9 protein-coding genes (1 of these 9 only partly in view) are annotated in these 17,379 nt (G+C 71.2%); 1 reads left to right on the forward strand and 8 read right to left on the reverse strand.

Translation table 11 applies throughout. The features are described 5' to 3' along the window. A protein-coding gene (locus ACFQVD_RS15210; RefSeq protein ID WP_386271350.1) for a type I polyketide synthase crosses the window boundary here: on the reverse strand, nucleotides 1–10,682 show its 5' end (the start). 18,238 nt of this gene lie to the left of the window's left edge; only the first 10,682 of its 28,920 coding nucleotides appear in the window; its start codon is at nucleotides 10,680–10,682; the stop codon falls past the left edge of the window. Nucleotides 10,683–11,117: 435 nt separating this feature from the next. Between ACFQVD_RS15210 and ACFQVD_RS15215 the strand changes: the two genes are divergently transcribed. Next, nucleotides 11,118–11,750 carry an O-methyltransferase gene (locus tag ACFQVD_RS15215; RefSeq protein ID WP_343980665.1) on the forward strand — a complete coding sequence of 211 codons (633 nt, stop codon included), beginning with the start codon at nucleotides 11,118–11,120 and terminating at the stop codon, nucleotides 11,748–11,750. Here ACFQVD_RS15215 and ACFQVD_RS15220 read toward each other — a convergent pair. From ACFQVD_RS15220 to ACFQVD_RS15250, 7 genes are all read right to left on the reverse strand, one after another. Continuing rightward, nucleotides 11,747–12,868, reverse strand: a complete 1,122-nt coding sequence (locus ACFQVD_RS15220) for an HAD-IIIC family phosphatase (protein WP_343980668.1) — start codon at nucleotides 12,866–12,868, stop codon at nucleotides 11,747–11,749. The genes ACFQVD_RS15215 and ACFQVD_RS15220 overlap by 4 nt on opposite strands. An 18-nt stretch (nucleotides 12,869–12,886) precedes the next feature. Continuing rightward, nucleotides 12,887–13,996 carry an acyl-CoA dehydrogenase family protein gene (locus tag ACFQVD_RS15225; RefSeq protein WP_343980671.1) on the reverse strand — a complete coding sequence of 370 codons (1,110 nt, stop codon included), beginning with the start codon at nucleotides 13,994–13,996 and terminating at the stop codon, nucleotides 12,887–12,889. Then, entirely contained in the window at nucleotides 13,989–14,279 is a 291-nt protein-coding gene (locus ACFQVD_RS15230; protein ID WP_343980674.1) for an acyl carrier protein, read from the reverse strand. Before ACFQVD_RS15230 ends, ACFQVD_RS15225 begins: the two co-directional genes overlap by 8 nt. Next, nucleotides 14,276–15,130 carry a 3-hydroxyacyl-CoA dehydrogenase family protein gene (locus tag ACFQVD_RS15235; RefSeq protein ID WP_343980677.1) on the reverse strand — a complete coding sequence of 285 codons (855 nt, stop codon included), beginning with the start codon at nucleotides 15,128–15,130 and terminating at the stop codon, nucleotides 14,276–14,278. Before ACFQVD_RS15235 ends, ACFQVD_RS15230 begins: the two co-directional genes overlap by 4 nt. A gap of 124 nt (nucleotides 15,131–15,254) precedes the next feature. Next, the gene (locus ACFQVD_RS15240; protein WP_343980680.1) at nucleotides 15,255–16,286 is read right to left on the reverse strand and encodes a GDP-mannose 4,6-dehydratase; all 1,032 of its coding nucleotides are present in this window, start codon (nucleotides 16,284–16,286) and stop codon (nucleotides 15,255–15,257) included. Between the two features lie 120 nt (nucleotides 16,287–16,406). Continuing rightward, nucleotides 16,407–16,883 (reverse strand): cold-shock protein, encoded by a 477-nt coding sequence (locus tag ACFQVD_RS15245; protein ID WP_343980683.1) that lies wholly within the window; start codon nucleotides 16,881–16,883, stop codon nucleotides 16,407–16,409. Between the two features lie 161 nt (nucleotides 16,884–17,044). Next, nucleotides 17,045–17,254, reverse strand: coding sequence for a DUF5988 family protein (locus tag ACFQVD_RS15250; protein ID WP_343980686.1), 210 nt, complete (start codon nucleotides 17,252–17,254; stop codon nucleotides 17,045–17,047). Nucleotides 17,255–17,379: the final 125 nt, after the last annotated feature.

Genomic DNA, 17,379 nt, shown 5'->3' on the forward strand with positions numbered 1-17,379 from the left:
GTCATCACCGTCACGCCGCCCGCCAGGGCGAGCGAGCTCTCGCCGTTGCGCAGTGACTGACAGGCCAGGTGCAGCGCCACCAGCGACGACGAGCATGCCGTGTCGACCGTGACCGCAGGCCCTTCCAGGCCGAGTACGTACGACACCCGGCCGGACAGCACGCTCGGGATGGTGCCGGTGACCTGGTGCCCCTCGGCGTCGGCGGCGTCCGAGCCGTACTCCTGGTAGCTGGAGCCGATGAACGTGCCGGTCGGGTGGCCGCGCAGCGCGAAGGGATCGATCCCGGCCCGCTCGATGGCCTCCCACGCGGTCTCCAGCAGCAGCCGCTGCTGCGGGTCCATGGTCAGCGCCTCGCGCGGTGAGATCCCGAAGAACCCGGGGTCGAAGTCGCCGGCGTCGTGCAGGAACCCCCCTTCGACCGAGTACGTCGTGCCGGAGTGATCGGGGTCGGGGTCGTAGAGCCCTTCCGCGTCCCAGCCCCGGTCGGCGGGGAATCCGGAGATCGCGTCGCCCCCGTCGGTCACCAGTTCCCACAGCTGTTCCGGAGAGCCGACGCCGCCGGGGAACCGGCAGGCCATCCCGATGATCGCGATCGGTTCGTCGGTGTGGGCGGCGACCGGGGCTCCGGCGGCGTCGGCGTCCGCCGTGCCCGCCGTGCCCGCGATCTGTGAGCGCAGGAACTCCACCAGCGCGGCCGGGTTCGGGTGATCGAACACCAGTGTGCTCGGCAACGCCAGGCCGGTCACCGCGACCAGCCGTTTTCTCAGCTCCACCGCGGTCAGCGAGTCGAACCCCAGCTCGCGGAAGGCGCGCCGCTCGGAGACCACCTCGGCCGAGGCGTGCCGCAGCACGGCCGCCACCTCGGTGCGCACCAGATCCAGCAGCCCGCGCCGCTGCTCCTTCTCCGTCAGGTGCCGCAGCCGCGCGACGAATTCGGGGGCGCCGGAGGCGCCGGCCCCGTCCTCGGTCTCGTGCTGTGCCCTGACCTCCGCGAGCTCGCCGAACAGCCGGCTGGGCCGGGTCGAGGTGAAGATCGGATGGAACCGGTCCCAGTCGACGTCGGCGACCGTCACCACCGCGTCCCGGCCGCCGACGGCCCGGCTCAGCTCGCCGATCGCGAGGTCGGGCGGCAGCGCGGCCAGCCCGCGCCTGAGCAGGTAGTCGGCCATGCCCTCGGTCGTGGCCATGCCGGCTTCGGCCCACGCGCCCCAGGCCACCGACGTCGCGGCGAGACCCCGCGCACGCCGGTGCTCGGCCAGCGCGTCGAGATAGGCGTTGGCCGCCGCGTAGGCGCCCTGCCCCGCGCTGCCCCACACCCCGGCGATCGAGGAGAACAGTACGAAGAAGTCGAGCTCACGATCTCCGAGCAGGTCGTCCAGGTTGGCGGCGCCGGCCGCCTTCGCCGTCATCACCTCGGCGAGTCCGGCGGCATCCGCCTGCCCGAGCGGCGCGGCGGCCTGACCCACCCCGGCCGCGTGGACCACCCCGGTGAGCGGGTGCTCGGCCGGGATCGCGGCCAGCACGACGGCCAGCGCGTCGCGATCGGCCACGTCACAGGCGACCACGCTCACCTCGGCCCCCAGCGCGAGCAGTTCGTCGCGCAGCTCCGGCGCCCCGGGGGCGTCCATGCCGCGCCGGCTGGTCAGCACCAGGTGCGTGACGCCGCCGCGTACCAGCCACCGCGCGGTGGCCGCGCCCAGGGCGCCGGTCCCACCGGTGATCAGCACCGTCCCGCCGGACCCCGGCGCGGTGCCGCCGGAGGAGCCGGCCGGATCGGGCGCGGCCGGATGACGCCGCAGCCGCCGGCCGAACACGCCCGACGCCCGCACCGCCACCTGGTCCTCGCCGTCCAGGCCCGCCAGCACGCTCGCCAGCCCCTGGGCGGCACGCCCGTCGACGACCTCGGGCAGGTCGACCAGGCCGCCCCACCGCTCCGGATGCTCCAGGGCCGCGACCCGGCCCATACCCCATACCTGCGCCTGGACCGGGCAGGTCACTCGATCGCCGGGAGCCGCGGACACGGCGCCCCGGGTGACGCACCACAGTGGCGCGCCGATCTCCGCGTCGCCGAGCGCCCTCAGGAGCGCGACCGTGCGCACGAGACCGCTCGACACCGCCCCGCCGTCCGCGGCTGGCGCCTCCGCCAGCGCGAGCGTCGACAGCACCCCGGAGATCTCGCCCGTCTCCCGGAGCCGGGCCACGAGCGACGCAGGGTCGGTGTCCGTCCCGTCCAGCACGAGCCGCTCCACTCGCGCCCCGTGACCGTCCAGCGCGGCGACCACGTCGCCGTCCGCGATCCCGTCGGCGGTCACCACCAGCCAGGTGCCCTCCAGCACGGCGAGAGGGGGCGTACGTCGGGGCTTCCACTCCACCCGGTAGCGCCAGGAGTCGAGCGTCGACGCCTCGCTCCGGCTCCGCCGCCACGACGACAGGGCCGGGAGCAGGGTGTCCAGTGAGGAGGAGTGTTCGTCGCGCAGGCCGAGGATCGCGGCCACGTCCCCGGCGTCGCCACGCCCGACCGCGTCCCAGAGCCGCGCGTCCGCCGGATCGGCGGCCGTTTCGTTCACCGCCGGCGGCGGCTCCGGCCAGAACGACTCATGCTGGAACGCGTACGTCGGCAGGTCCACCCGGCGGGCCCCGCGGAGCAGGGCCGACCAGTCGACGCGCACGCCGTTCACATGCAGCTCGGCCAGCGCGGTCATGAGGGCGGTGCTCTCGTCGCGGTCGCCGCGCAGCACGGGCAGCAGCAGCGCGTCCGCCTCCGCGGGAAGGGCGTCCTGGGCCATCGCGGTCAGCACGCCGTCCGGCCCGATCTCCAGGAACGCGGTCACGCCCGCCCGGTGCAGCTCCCGCACGCCGTCGCGGAACCGGACCGTCTCCCGCACGTGCCGCACCCAGTAGGCCGGTGAGCACAGTTCGTCCGTGGCGAACCCGCCGGTCACGTTGGAGATCACCGGGATTCGCGGGGGCGCGTACGACACCGTCTCGGCGACCGCCCGGAACTCCGCGAGCATCGGCTCCATCAGCGGAGAGTGGAACGCGTGCGACACCCGCAGCCGCTTGGTCCTGCGCTCCCTGGCGGCCCACCCGGCGGCGACCTCCAGCACCGCGGCCTCGGCCCCGGCGATCACCACCGACGCCGGGCCGTTGACCGCCGCGACGGACACCTCGCCCTCGCGCCCGGCCAGCGCCTGGCGGATCTCCTCCTCGCCGGCCTGGATCGCCACCATCGCGCCGCCGGCCGGGAGCGCCTGCATCAACCGGCCCCGCGCGGCCACCAGCGCGCAGGCGTCCTCCAGCGTCAGCACCCCGGCGACGTGCGCCGCGGCGAGCTCCCCGATCGAGTGCCCCGCCAGCGCGGCCGGGCGCACGCCCCACGACTCCACCAGCCGGTACAGCGCGACCTCCAGGGCGAACAGCGCAGGCTGCGTGTACGCCGTGCGGTCGAGCAGTTCGGCGTCGAAGAACAGTGCCTCCCGCAGCGGACGGTCCAGGTAGGGAGCCATCCGGGGGGCCAGCGCCGCGAGCACGCCTTCAAGGGCCTCGGCGAACACCGGGAACCGCTCGTAGGTCTCCAGGCCCATGCCCACTCGCTGAGCACCCTGGCCGGTGAACAGGAACGCCGGCTTCTGGTCGTACCCGGCCTGGCCGCGTGCGACTCCCGGCGCGGCCCGGCCGCCGGCCAGCGCGCGCAACCCGGCCAGCGCTCCGGCGTGGTCCTCGGCCAGCACGGCGGCCCGGTGCTCGAAGGGGGAACGGGTGGTCGCCAGCGAGAACGCCACGTCGGCCAGCGGCACCTCGGGACGGCCTTCCAGATGGGACAGCAGCCGCGCGGCCTGCTCCCGCACCGCCTGCTCCGTCCTGCCCGAGACCGGCAGCGGCACCGGCAGGCCCGCCATCGGCGGCTCGACGGCCGAGGGTGCCGCCCCCTCGGCCGACGGAGCCCGCTCGGCGGTGTCCTGCTCGATGATGAGATGAGCGTTGGTGCCGCTGAAGCCGAACGACGACACCGCGGCCCGGCGCGGGTGGTCCGTCTCCGGCCACTCTCGCGCCTCGGTCAGCAGCTCCACCGCGCCCGCGGTCCAGTCCACGTGCGAGGACGGCGCGTCGACGTGCAACGTCCTGGGCACGATGCCGTGCCGCATTCCCATGATCATCTTGATCACGCCCGCGACACCCGCGGCCGCCTGGGTGTGGCCGATGTTCGACTTGATCGACCCGAGGAGCAGCGGGCGGTCCCCGGGCCGGCCCTGACCGTAGGTGGCCAGCAGCGCCTGCGCCTCGATCGGATCACCCAGGGTGGTCCCGGTCCCGTGCCCCTCCACCACGTCCACGTCGGCCGGGGACAGCCGCGCTCCGGCCAGGGCCTGGCGGATCACCCTCCGCTGGGAGGGGCCGTTCGGCGCGGTCAGCCCGTTGGACGCGCCGTCCTGGTTGATCGCCGAACCGCGCAGCACCGCCAGCACGTGGTGACCGTTGCGCCGGGCGTCCGACAGGCGCTCCAGCACCAGCACCCCGACGCCCTCGGCCCAGCTGACGCCGTCCGCGCCGTCCGCGAACGACTTGCACCGCCCGTCCGCGGACAGCCCCCGCTGCCGGGAGAACTCCACGAACGGTCCGGGGGTGGCCATCACGGTCACCCCCCCGGCCAGCGCGAGCGTGCACTCACCCGAGAGCAGCGCCTGCGCGGCCAGATGCACCGCGACCAGCGAGGACGAGCAGGCCGTGTCGACCGTCACGGCCGGGCCCTCCAGGCCCAGCGTGTAGGACACCCGGCCGGAGACGACGCTCGCGGCGGTCCCGGTGCCCCGGTAGCCCTCGAACTCGCCCGCGCCCAGCATCCCGCTGTAGTCGGTGTACATCACCCCGGCGAACACGCCCGTCCGGCTGCCCCGGAGCGTGACCGGATCGATTCCGGTCCGCTCGACGGCTTCCCACGAGGTCTCCAGCAGGAGTCGCTGCTGGGTGTCCGTCGCCAGGGCCTCCCGCGGGCTCATCCCGAAGAAGTCCGCGTCGAACTCCGCCGCGTCGTGCAGGAAACCGCCCTGTCTGGTGTACGAGCTGCCCGCGTGGTCGGCGTCCGGATGGTAGAGCGCGTCCAGGTCCCAGCCGCGATTGACCGGAAATCCCGTGATCGCGTCCCGGCCCTCGACCACCAGCCGCCACAGGTCCTCCGGTGAGGTGACGCCCCCCGGGTAGCGGCAGCTCATCCCGACGATCGCGATCGGGTCGTCGGCGACCGGCGCGACCGTGGCCGGAACGGCCACGTCCTGCTCGCCCAGCACCTCGTCCAGCAGGAACTCCGCCAGAACGGCGGGCGTGGGGTGGTCGAACACCAGCGTGGCCGGCAGGCGCAACCCCGTCACCGCGTTCAGCCGGTTGCGCAACTCCACCGCGGTGAGGCTGTCGAAGCCCAGCTCGCGGAACTCCCGCCGGACGTCCACGGTCTTCGGTGAGGCGTGCCCCAGCACCAGCGCCACCTCGGCCCGCACCAGGTCCGCCAAGACCCGGACACGATCGGCGCGCTCCAGGCCGGCCAGCCGCCGGACCAGGGTGCCGTCACCGGCCGCGGTCATCGACGCCGCCGACCTGCGCGGGTCCCGCACAAGCCCGCGCAGCAGATGCGGCACCTCGCCATGCGCCCGCAGCGCCGCCAGGTCGAGCCGGACCGGGGCCACGACCGGCTCACCCGAGCCGACGGCCGCGTCGAACAGCGCGACCCCCTGCTCCGGGGCGAGCGCCGGCATCCCGGCCCGCGCCATCCGCCGCAGATCGGCCTCATCCAGCCCGCCGGTCATCCCGGCCTCCTGCGCCCACGGACCCCACGCCAGCGACAACCCCGCCAGCCCCTCGGCCCGCCGAAACTCCGCCAGCGCGTCCAGGAACGCGTTCGCCGCCGCGTAGTTACCCTGACCGGAAGCCCCGATCGTCCCCGCCACCGACGAGAACACCACGAACGCCGCGAGATCCATGTCCTGGGTCAGCTCGTGCAGATGCCAGGCCGCGTCCACCTTCGGCCGCAACACCGCGTCCAACCGCTCCGGCGACAACGACGGAATCGTCCCGTCATCCAGCACACCCGCGGTATGGATGATCGCGGTCAACGGATGATCGGCCGGAACCCGCGCCAGCAGACCCGCCACCTGGTCGCGATCGGCCACGTCACACGCCACGACCTCGACCTCGACCCCGTGCGCGACCAACTCCGCCCGCAACTCCACCGCGCCCGGAGCCTCCAGACCCCGGCGACCGGCCAGCAGCAGACGCCGCACCCCCCGCTCGGCCACCACATGCCGCGCGAACAACGCCCCCAGACCACCGGTCCCACCGGTGATCAGGACGGTTCCCTCCGGGTCCCAGGCACGGTCCTCACCCGGACCGGAACCGGACGCCACCCGCGCCAGGCGCGGCACCCGCATCTCACCCCCGCGCACCGCCACCTGCGGCTCACCCGAGGCCAACACCCCCGGCAACGCCGGTTCCTCATCCATATCCACCAGCACGAACCGGCCGGGATTCTCCGACTGCGCGCTGCGCACCAGACCCCACACCGCCGCCGCCGCGAGATCGGCCACCACCTCGCCGTCACCCGCCGCCACCGCGCCCCTGGTCACCAGCACCAGACGCGAATCGGCGAACCGGTCATCGGCCAGCCACGCCTGCAGCAGGCCCAGCACCCGAGCGGCCGACTCGTGAACCGACTCCGTCATCTCCCCGGCCGGGTCCACGACCACCCGCGTCAGCACCACCCCGGGTACCGGCCCCGCCTCCACCAGCGACGGCAGGTCCACATGAACCGGAACCGGATCCCCACCCGGCCGCCACGCGGCGACGACATCCGCCGCTTCCGAACCCAGCACCGCCACCGGCACCTCACCGGCCACGGCACGATCCGGCAGCGCCGTCCACTCCACGCGGAACAGCGCGTCCCGCCCGAGCCCCCGGCCGCCGGCGGCCGGCAGGTCATCGGCCGAGAACGGCCGCAGCGCCAGCGAGCGCGCCGACAGCACCGGCTCCCCCGCACCGTCCACCGCGATCACCGAGACCGCGTCGCCACCGGTCCTGGCCAGCCGCACCCGCAGCACCGACGCGCCACCGGCGTGCAGACACACCTCTTCCCAGGAGAACGGCAACCGGCCGCCCCCGGCATCGTCCAGCCCGGCGAACGTCACCGCGTGCAGCGCCGCGTCCAGCAACGCCGGATGCACCCCGAACAACCCCGCGTCAGCCACCTGTCCGGGCAAGGCGACCTCCGCGAACACCTCACCGTCCGCACCCCGCCACGCCGCCCGCAAGCCCTGGAACACCGGTCCGTAGCCCAGCCCGTCCTGGGCCAGCCGGTCGTACAACCCGTCCAGTTCGACCACCGACGCGCCCCGCGGCGGCCACACCGTCGTATCGAACACCGCCGTATCGAACACCGCCGTATCGAAGCGCGTACCGGCCACATCGCTCAGCCCAGCGGTGTGATCACTGCTCGCCAGCACACCGCCGGCGTGCCGTGCCCAGTCATCGTGATCTTCGGCCTCCACCGGCCGGGTGTGAATGCTCAGCTCCCGGCGGCCGGCCCCGTCCGCAGGTCCCACCCGCACCTGCACCGTGACGGCGTCGTCCTCGCCCAGCACCAGCGGCGCGGTCAGGGTCAGTTCCTCCAGCACGTCACAGCCGACCTGATCACCCGCCCGCACGGCCAGCTCGACGAACCCGGTGCCGGGGAACACCACCAGCCCGCCCACCCGGTGATCGGCCAGCCACGGGTGCGACCTCGGTGACAACCTCCCGATCAGCAGCGCCTCGTCCGAGTCGGCCAACCCCACGGCGACGCCCAGCAGCGGGTGCCGGGCAGCCGTCAGGCCCGCCGCCGTCAGGTCTTTCACCCGCGATCCCGCGCCGTCCGGCCAGAACCGCTCACGCTGGAAGGCGTAGGCGGGCAACTCCACCCGGCGGGCGCCGGGGAAAACCGCGTGCCAGTCCACCGGCACCCCGCGCCCGTGCAGGGCGGCCAGCGCCGACATCACCGCGCGCTGCTCGTCCCGGTCCCCGCGCAGCGCCGGCACCAGCACCTCGTCCGGCTCCCACCCGGAGTTCTGGGCGCGTAGCCGCGAATCCGGCGTCGAGCCGGTGTCGCGCGGGTTCGCTTCGGCGGCCAGGGTGTCGGCCGCCATCGCGGTCAGCACCCCGTCCGGGCCCAGCTCCAGATACGCCCGCACACCCTGGGCGCGCAGGGTGCGCACCCCGTCGGCGAACCGGACCGCGCCACGCACCTGGTCCACCCAGTAGTCCGGCGAGCACAACCGCTCGGCCGTGGCCGTCTCCCCGGTCACGTTCGACACCACCGGAATCCGCGGCGGGTCGTAGGTCAGCGTCCGGGCCAGGGCGCGGAAGTCGGCCAGCATCGGATCCATCAGCGGCGAATGGAACGCGTGCGACACTCGCAACCGGCGGGTCTTGACCCCTCGCTCCGCCAGGACGGCGGCGATGTCGAGAACCGGCTGCTCGGCCCCGGAGATCACCACCGAGGCCGGGCCGTTCACCGCCGCGACCGACACCTCGCCTTCGTGCCCGGCCAGCAACGGCTCGACGTCCTCCTCCGAGGCCTGCACCGCCACCATCGCCCCACCGGACGGCAACGCCTGCATCAACCGCGCCCGGCCCGCCACCAGCGCGCACGCGTCCTTCAGTGACAAAACCCCCGCCACATGAGCCGCGGTGATCTCCCCGATCGAGTGCCCGGCCAGCACATCCGGTTTGACACCCCACGAGGACACCAGCCGGAACAACGCCGTCTCCACCGCGAACAGCGCGGGCTGCGCCCACCCGGTCCGATCCAGCAACCCCGCCTCAACCGTGCCCGGCTCGGCGAACAACACCTCGCGCAACGACCCGCCGAGCAACGGATCCAGCTCCGCGACCACCTCGTCCAACGCCTGCGCGAACACCGGGAACCGCGGGTACAGCTCCCGGCCCATCCCCGCCCGCTGACTGCCCTGACCGGTGAACAACACCGCCAGCTTGGCCTGCCTGCCGCGGCCCTTGATCACTCCGGCGGCGGCGCCGCCGTCCGCCAGCGCCGTCAATCCCGCGCGCAGCTCGGCGCGATCGGCGGCGAGAACCCCCGCCCGGTGCTCGAACGCCGACCTCGTCGTGGCCAGCGAGAACGCCACGTCGACCACGGCCGTCTCGGGCACACCGTCCAGGTGCGCGAGAAGACGCGCCGCCTGGGCACGCAGCGCCTCCTCCGTCCGGCCCGACAGCAGCACCGGCACCGCGCCCGCGTCCGAGGGCGCCCGATCCTCCGCGGGCGCGTCCGCCTCGGCCCGCGGCGCCTCCTCCAGCACCACGTGGGCGTTGGTGCCGCTGACCCCGAACGACGACACCCCCGCCCGGCGCGGCCGCCCGGTCTCCGGCCAGGACCGCTGCTCGGTCAGCAGCTCCAGCACGCCCGCGGACCAGTCCACCCGCGACGACGGCGTATCCACGTGCAACGTCTTCGGCAGCACCCCGTGCCGCATCGCCATGACCATCTTGATCACACCGGCCATGCCCGCCGCCGCCTGTGTGTGACCGATGTTCGACTTCACCGAACCCAGCAGCAAGGGCCGATCCCGGTCCTCGCCGAACGTGGAGACCAACGCCTCGATCTCGATCGGGTCGCCCAGCGTCGTCCCTGTCCCGTGCCCCTCCACCACGTCGATGTCCGCCGTCGACAGCCGCGCGCCGGCCAGGGCCTCACGGATCACCCGCCGCTGCGACGGACCGTTCGGCGCGGTCAGACCGTTCGACGCCCCGTCCTGGTTCACCGCCGAACCCCGGATGACCGCCAGCACCTGGTGCCCGTTACGCCGCGCGTCCGACAGGCGCTCCAGCACCAGCACGCCCACGCCCTCCGACCAGCCCGTGCCGTCGGCGCCGTCGGCGTACGCCTTGCATCGCCCATCGGGCGACAGGCCGCCCTGGCGGTTGAACTCGATGAAGGTGCTGGGCGTCGACATGACCGTCACGCCGCCCGCGAGCGCCAGGGTGCACTCGGCCATGCGCAGCGAGTGGGCGGCCCAGTGCAGCGCGACCAGGGACGACGAGCAGGCCGTGTCCACCGTCACCGCCGGGCCGACCAGGCCGAGCGTGTACGACAGCCGGCCGGACAGCACGCTGTTCGCCGTGCCCGTGAGCCCGAAGGCGTCGATGTCGTGCGGCAGGTTGTCGCGGTAGTCCGGCGACATCGCGCCGACGAACACCCCGGTCTGGCTGCCCCGTAGCGCGGCCGGGTCGATGCCCGCCCGCTCGACGGCCTCCCAGGAGGCTTCGAGCAGCAGCCGCTGCTGCGGATCCATGCCCAGCGCCTCCCGGGGGGAGATGCCGAAGAAGCCGGCGTCGAAGTCCGCCGCGTCACGCAGGAACCCGCCGGACAACGACTGCGGGACGGCGCCGCCGTACTCCTCCCGAAGCCGGTCAAGGTCCCAGCCACGGTCGGCGGGCGGCTCGGATATCGGATCACCGCCCTCTGTGAGCAGGTGCCACAGGTCCTCAGGCGATGACACGCCGCCCGGGTACCGGCAGGTCATCCCGACGATCGCGATCGGCTCCAGGTGCTGTTCTTCAAGGTCGTGGACGCGTTGCCGGGTGCGCCGCAGATCCGCGGTCGCCCGCTTGAGGTATTCCCGGAGTTTCGCTTCGTTGTCCATATCAGCTCAACCCTTTTCGACGACCGGCACGAACTCATCAACTCGGGCGATCACAACGCCGCCATGTGCGCTTCGCCGGCGGGAACACACGGATCCGTGGCTGGCAGGAAGGTACGGGGGCGAGAGGTCAGGGGTTTGGCGCCTTCACCGACACCGCGCGCCACACCATCCGGCCTCATATCGCCGCGTCGAGTTCACAGGCTCCATCCACATCGGCCCAGTCTCAGCCCGGCGCTCCCTGAAAATCATTAGTAACCGCGGCACCGTCCCGGCCGGTCACCTTCCCGACATCGGCCCTGTGATCCGGCGGGTGCGCGGGCCGTAAGCCCAGGTGGTCCGTGACTCTGGGGAAATGACCAGCGCGCGGGACCTTACGCTCGCGCAATGGCCGGTCAGCTTCAGATCACATCAGAGTTGTCAGACTACGTTCACGAGATGTCGTCACGGGAGGACGAGATCCTCCGCTCCCTCCGGGAGGAGACCGCGGCCCTGCCCGCGGGCAGGGCGATGCAGGTCATGGCCGAGGAGGGGCAACTGCTGGGACTGCTGGCCCGGCTCACCTCCGCGCGGACCGTGCTGGAGGTCGGCACCTTCACCGGCTACAGCACGCTCTGCCTGGCCCGCGCGGTCGCCCCCGGAGGCCGCGTAATCACCTGCGACATCACCGAGCGGTGGCCCCGCTTCGGAGCGCCCTACTGGAGACGAGCCGGCGTGTTCGACCTGATCGACCTGCGGATCGGCGACGCGTCGGACACCCTCGCCGCACTGCTGGTCGACGAGGGGCCGGGGTCGGTCGACCTGGTGTTCATCGACGCCGACAAACCGAACTATCCGAAGTACTACGAGGCCGGCCTCGCGCTGCTCAAGGACAACGGGCTCATCGTGGTGGACAACACCCTGTTCTTCGGCAAGGTCGCCGACCCGGCGGCACAGGACGCGGACACCGACGCCATCCGCGGGTTCAACGCCCTCCTCCGGGAGGACCGCCGGGTGGACATCTCACTGCTGCCGATGGCGGACGGCATCACCCTGGTACGCAAGAAAGGCCCGGCGGAACCGCCCTGCTAGGCGACGGGCGAAGGACTGAGGACATCTGAGAACCGGATCTCGGGTGAGGACCCGAGATCCGGTGCGATGAGGTCCATCGTGGCGGGCGGGTCCTGCGGCGTCGGGACGAGGTGAAGCCGTTCCAGGCCGCCGACGTCGGAGACGGGCAGCCTCTCCAGACACGGACAGGTCTCGCCGCCGAACCCGCTGAACCGGTAGGCGATCTCCATCATCCGGTTGCGGTCGGTCCGGCGGAAGTCGGCCACCAGGTGCGCGCCGGCGCGCGCGGCCTGGTCGACCAGCCAGCGCAGGATCACCGCGCCCGCGCCGAAGGACACCACCCGGCACGACGTGGCGAGCAGCTTCAGGTGCCACACCTCTGTGCCCAGTTCCAGCAGAATGACCCCGACCGCGCCGTGCGGCCCGAAACGGTCGCTCAACGAGGTGACCAGGACGTGGTGCCGGGGGTCGTCGAGCAGCCGGACCAGCGTCTCCTGTGAGTAGTGCACGCCGGTGGCGTTCATCTGGCTGGTGCGCAGGGTCAGCTCCTCGACGCGGGCGAGGTGCTCCACGGTCGCGTGCTCGATGCGCATCACCAGGTCGAGCGAGCGGATGAACTTCTCGTCCGGACCGGTGAAGCCGGACTTCGCGGCCTGCCGCCGGAAACCGGCCTGGTACATCTCCCGCCGGCGCCGGGCGTCCTCGGTCACCGTCTCCGGGCTGAACTCCGGCAGTCCGGCCAGCTCCGCGACCTGATCGGCCGAGTAGCACCGTACGTCGGGAAGATGGAACGCCACCTCGGCCCGCTCCGCGGCCTGGTCGTCCACGAACGCCACCGCGCCGTGGGCGAAGTTCAGCTCCTCCGCGATGCGCCGGATCGAGCCGGACTTGGGCGACCAGCTGATGTGGGGCAGCACGAAGTATTCCGCGATGCCCAGCTCCTCAAGCTTCGCCCAGGCATGGTCATGATCGTTCTTGCTCGCGACGGACTGCAGGACGCCCCGGGAGTCGAGCACCCGGATGAGTTCACGGACGGACTCCGGCAGCCGGACCTCGTCATCCTCCAGCAGGGTCCCCTGCCACAGCGTGTTGTCCAGATCCCACACCAGGCATTTCACCATCGCGGTCTTGTCGGGCACCTGTCCTCCTCGTCTCGGTCAGCGCGACTGCGCGACGGCGTGCTGGGCGAGAATGAGCTGGCAGATCTCAGTGCTGCCCTCGATGAGTTCCATGAGCTTCGCGTCCCGGTAGGCCCGTGCCACCACGTGGCCGTCCTGCGCCCCCGCCGACGCCAGCACCTGTACGGCCGCCGCCGCGCCGCGTGCGGCCTCGGTCGAGCCGACGTACTTGGCCAGGACCGTGGCGATCACCATCTCCGGCGACCCCGCGTCCCAGCAACGGCTCGCGTGCTCGCAGACCCGGGTCGCCGCCTGCTCGGCCGCCATGAGTTCGGCGAGGTGGCGGGCCACGAGTTGGTGCTCCGCCAGTGGCCGGCCGAACTGCCGGCGGGTCCTCGCGTGCGAGCCCGCCGCCGAAAGGCAGGCACGCAGGATTCCGACGCAGCCCCAGGCCACCGATATCCGGCCGTAGGCCAGCGCCGTGGTGACCAGCAACTGGAGCTGCTGTCCGCCGCCGCCGAGCACGGCGCTCGCGGGCAGCCGGACGGCGTCGAGGCTGACGTCGGCGTGCCCGGCGGCCCGGCAGCCGCTCGGGTTGGGCACCGGCCGTATGGTGACTCCCGGAGCGTCGGCGGGCACGACGACGGCGGCGCCGGCGTCCCCGTACCGTCCGAATACGACGATCGAATCGGCGTAGCGGGCCACGGTGGTCCACGCCTTCCGCCCGTCGACCACCACCGTGTCGCCGTCGGCGCGTATCTCGGTGGCCATCGCCGTCACGTCGCTGCCGGCGTCACGTTCACTGAAGGCGACGGCGGCCAGCTCGCCACCGGTCAGCCTGGGCAGGTACTCCTGCCGCTGGCGGGCGTCACCGAGCCGCCTGATCGTCCATGCCGCCATTCCCTGTGACGTCATCACACTGCGCAGGGAACTGCACAGGCTGCCCACGTGTGCGGTGAAGGCGCCGTTGTCCGAGCTGTCCGCGCCGATGCCGCCGTATTCGACCGGCACCTCGGCGCACAGCAGGCCCTGCTTGCCGAGGGCCCGGAGCGTCTCGGTGGGGAGGACGCCGGCGAGGTCCCAGGCCGAGGCCTGGTCCCCGACCAGCTGTGTGACCCCTTCGCACGCGTCGGCGCGCCACTCAGCCACGATCCGCCACCGGTGTGTCGAGCAGCCGCAGCACGAGGGACGTCATCTGCTCGACGGTGCGGAAGTTGTCGAGCTTCAGGTCCTCCCCGACGATGGCGATGCCGTACGCCTGTTCCAGGTAGACGACCAGTTCCATGGCGAACATCGAGTTGACGAGCCCGGAGGCGAACAGATCCTTGTCGACGGCGACGTCCGTCTTGATCCGCTCTTCGAGGAACCCCCGGATCCGCCGATGGACGCTGTCGAGGGTCGGCTGGAGCATCTCTTCTGATTCCGTGTTCACGAGAGCACCTTCTCGTAGTCGTAGAAGCCCTTACCGGACTTGCGTCCGAGATGTCCTGCGGCCACCTTTTCCAGTAGCAGCTCACAGGGCTGAAAACTCGCGTTGCCGGTGCGCTCCCACAGCATTCGCAGCGCGTCGGCCAGGTTGTCCAGTCCGATCAGGTCGGCCGTGCGCAGGGGTCCGGTGGGATGCCCGAGGCAGCCTCGCATCAGGTCGTCGACCGACTCGGCGGTGGCCACGCCAGCCGCGACGATCCGCGCCGCCTCGTTGATCATGGGGTGGAGGAGCCTGCTCGTGACGAACCCCGGGGCGTCCCGGACGACGATCCCGCGGCGCCCCATCCGCGCCAGCAGCCCGGTGACCGCGGTCATGGTCTCGTCGCTCGTCCGGTCGCCTCTGATCACCTCCACCATCGTGATCAGGTAGGCCGGGTTCATGAAATGGATGCCGACCAGCTCGTCCGAGCGGTCGACGAATCTCTCCAGCTCCCCTATCGGGATGCCCGAGGTGTTGGAGACCAGCGGCGTGCCGGTCTTGACCAGCCTCGACACCTCGCCCAGCACTTTCGCCTTGATCTCGGCGTCCTCGGTGACCGCCTCGATGACCGCGGTGGTGCCGGCGACGGCCTCAAGCTCCGTGGCCGTCGCCAGAGCGGCCACCGGCCCCTCCGCCGGCACCACGCCCATGAGCCGCGCGTGCCGGAGCTGGGTGTCGACACGGCGCCGGGCGTCGGCGAGCCTGTCCTCCGACACGTCGACGAGCACGACCGGGATACCGTGGCCGATCGCCACGACGGCGATCCCGGTGCCCATCACCCCGGCCCCCAGAACCCCCAGACGAGCATCTTCCACTTCACTCATCCCTGAGCCTCACATAACGGTTGGAGTTTGCCGGTACCTGTGTTTCATTGATCGTTTCTCCTCATACGCCCTGACACAGGGACGGCCGGACGGTCGTATGAGAGCTCCGGTGAGCTCACCAGCTCGATGCGAGGATGAGGTCTCCGAACTCCCGCTCGCGCGAGGCGTTCTGGAGATCGGACTCCACCATCATGTGCATGAGTTGCTCGAAACCGACGGTCGGCTCCCAGCCGAGTTCGGCTTTGGCGCGACTCGGATCGGCGCAGAGGGTCTCCACCTCGGCGGGACGCACCAGCCCCGGGTCGATGACGACGTGGTCCTGCCAATTCAGTCCGACGTACTCGAAGGCCATTCGTACGGCGTCGTGCACCGAGTGCATGCAGCCGGTGCCCACGACGTAGTCGGTGGGTTCGTCCCGCTGCAGCATGAGATGCATCGCGCGGACATAATCGCCGGCGAACCCCCAGTCACGGACCGCGTCGAGATTTCCCAGATACAGCTTGTCCTGCAGGCCGAGTTTGATCTGGGCGACACCGAGGGAAATCTTTCGCGTCACGAATTCCGCGCCCCGCCGCGGCGACTCGTGGTTGAACAGGATGCCGGAGACGCCGTACATGTTGAACGACTCGCGATAGTTCCGGGTGATGAAATGGCCGTAGGTCTTCGCCACCCCGTAGGGGCTGCGCGGGTGGAAGATCGTCGTCTCGTGTTGCGGACTCTCCACGACCTTGCCGAACATCTCCGAGGACGACGCCTGGTAGAAGCGGATCTGACCACTGCTGTCGTTACGGGACTTGTCCAGCCCGCACACCAGGCGGATCGCCTCCAGCGTCCGGAGCACGCCCATGCCGTTGACCTCGGCGGTCAGTTCGGCCTGCTGCCAGGACATCGGGACGAAGGAGATGGCGGCGAGGTTGTACACCTCGTCGGGCTGCACCTTGTCCACCGCCGTGACCAGACTCCCCTGGTCGAGCAGGTCTCCGTTGACGAACGACAGGTCGCTGACAAGCCGGCTGATGCGGGACTTGCGGGGATTGGCCTGCCCTCTGATCAGTCCCCAGACCTGGTATCCCAGGGACAGCAGATGCTCAGCCAGATAGGAGCCGTCTTGACCGGTGATACCGGTGATCAGCGCGCGCCTGGACATGCACTTTCCTTTCAGGACCGCGGACGAGTAATCCGATCGGACACCATCGCGACCGCGAGGACGCTGACGGTGCGCCCACGGCGGGAATCGAGCCTCCCCGGGGCCGACGGCCCGCGAACGCTACTCATCGACCCAGCCGTGTGTCCGGGCGAGGTCGACGAGGCAGCTGCGAACGCTCAGGATCTGCTCCGCCGTCATCGTCGGCACGGCCGCGAGCACGGCTTCCGTGACCTCCCGCGTCAGGTCCTTGGCGGACAGCACGTCACAGAAGCCGGTGTCGTTGCCCTGACGATCGGATGCGGGGGTGGCCGGTTCCCGTGACGCCGTCGCGATCGACGTGGGTGTCGGTGTGGGCTTCGGCATGGGGGACAGAGGGAGACTCGGTCCGCCGGGCCGGTCGAGCATGCGGACCCGGGATGCCTTCAGCCCCTTGCCGCCGTTCTCGACCAGGAATTCGACCCGCGTGTCGATCGAGATGAGACGCTTGTCGCCATCAAAGTCGTTGACATGCATGAAAACATCTTCACCGCCCGGGTCCGGAGCGATGAAACCGAACCCGCGAAATTCGTCGAAGCTGATGACCTTACCCGTTACCATGACCACACCTCACCAGGACCACGCTCCTCGAAATGAGGAGTCCTGCCAGTAGAACCACCTGTCACGACCATCTGGGATTCGCTCGCGGATCACCCGGGAGTCGAATCTCCGACGACACGGCACATAGGCTCCCGCTCGTTTCGGGAACCGGCCGGATAAAGCTATTCGGCTATCTTGGTGCGTTCGGACCATTGGAATACCGGGAGATTCTCTCCCTCGATCGTCAGAAACTCGCCGTTGTGCACGAAGTGCTCATATCCTGCACCGAGGAGAATCTTCACCTTCTCCTGCGGATTTACCGGCTGTTGGGCGCGACCACAAGCGAACAAGCGCTCCGGCCCACCGGTGAGTACAATTTTTGCACTGGTCACGATGACACCTCCCTTACCATGGCGGTCCTCTGTGGAACGCGATCGGGAACGGCGGCGATTTTCCGGCGAAGTCGGCCGGCACTATCCGGTCGAGATCGCTTCGGAATCGCTACGGCAGAACAAGA

Origin of the sequence: Streptosporangium amethystogenes subsp. fukuiense, from assembly GCF_042665875.1 — a bacterium.
Taxonomy (GTDB): Bacteria; Actinomycetota; Actinomycetes; order Streptosporangiales; family Streptosporangiaceae; genus Streptosporangium; species Streptosporangium fukuiense.

Bases quoted from the DNA above. Each gene is read 5' to 3' on its own strand.
- ACFQVD_RS15215 (WP_343980665.1), top strand. From the start codon at position 11,118: ATGTCGTCACGGGAGGACGAGATCCTCCGCTCCCTCCGGGAGGAGACC.
- ACFQVD_RS15240 (WP_343980680.1), bottom strand. From the start codon at position 16,286: ATGTCCAGGCGCGCGCTGATCACCGGTATCACCGGTCAAGACGGCTCC.
- ACFQVD_RS15245 (WP_343980683.1), bottom strand. From the start codon at position 16,883: ATGGTAACGGGTAAGGTCATCAGCTTCGACGAATTTCGCGGGTTCGGT.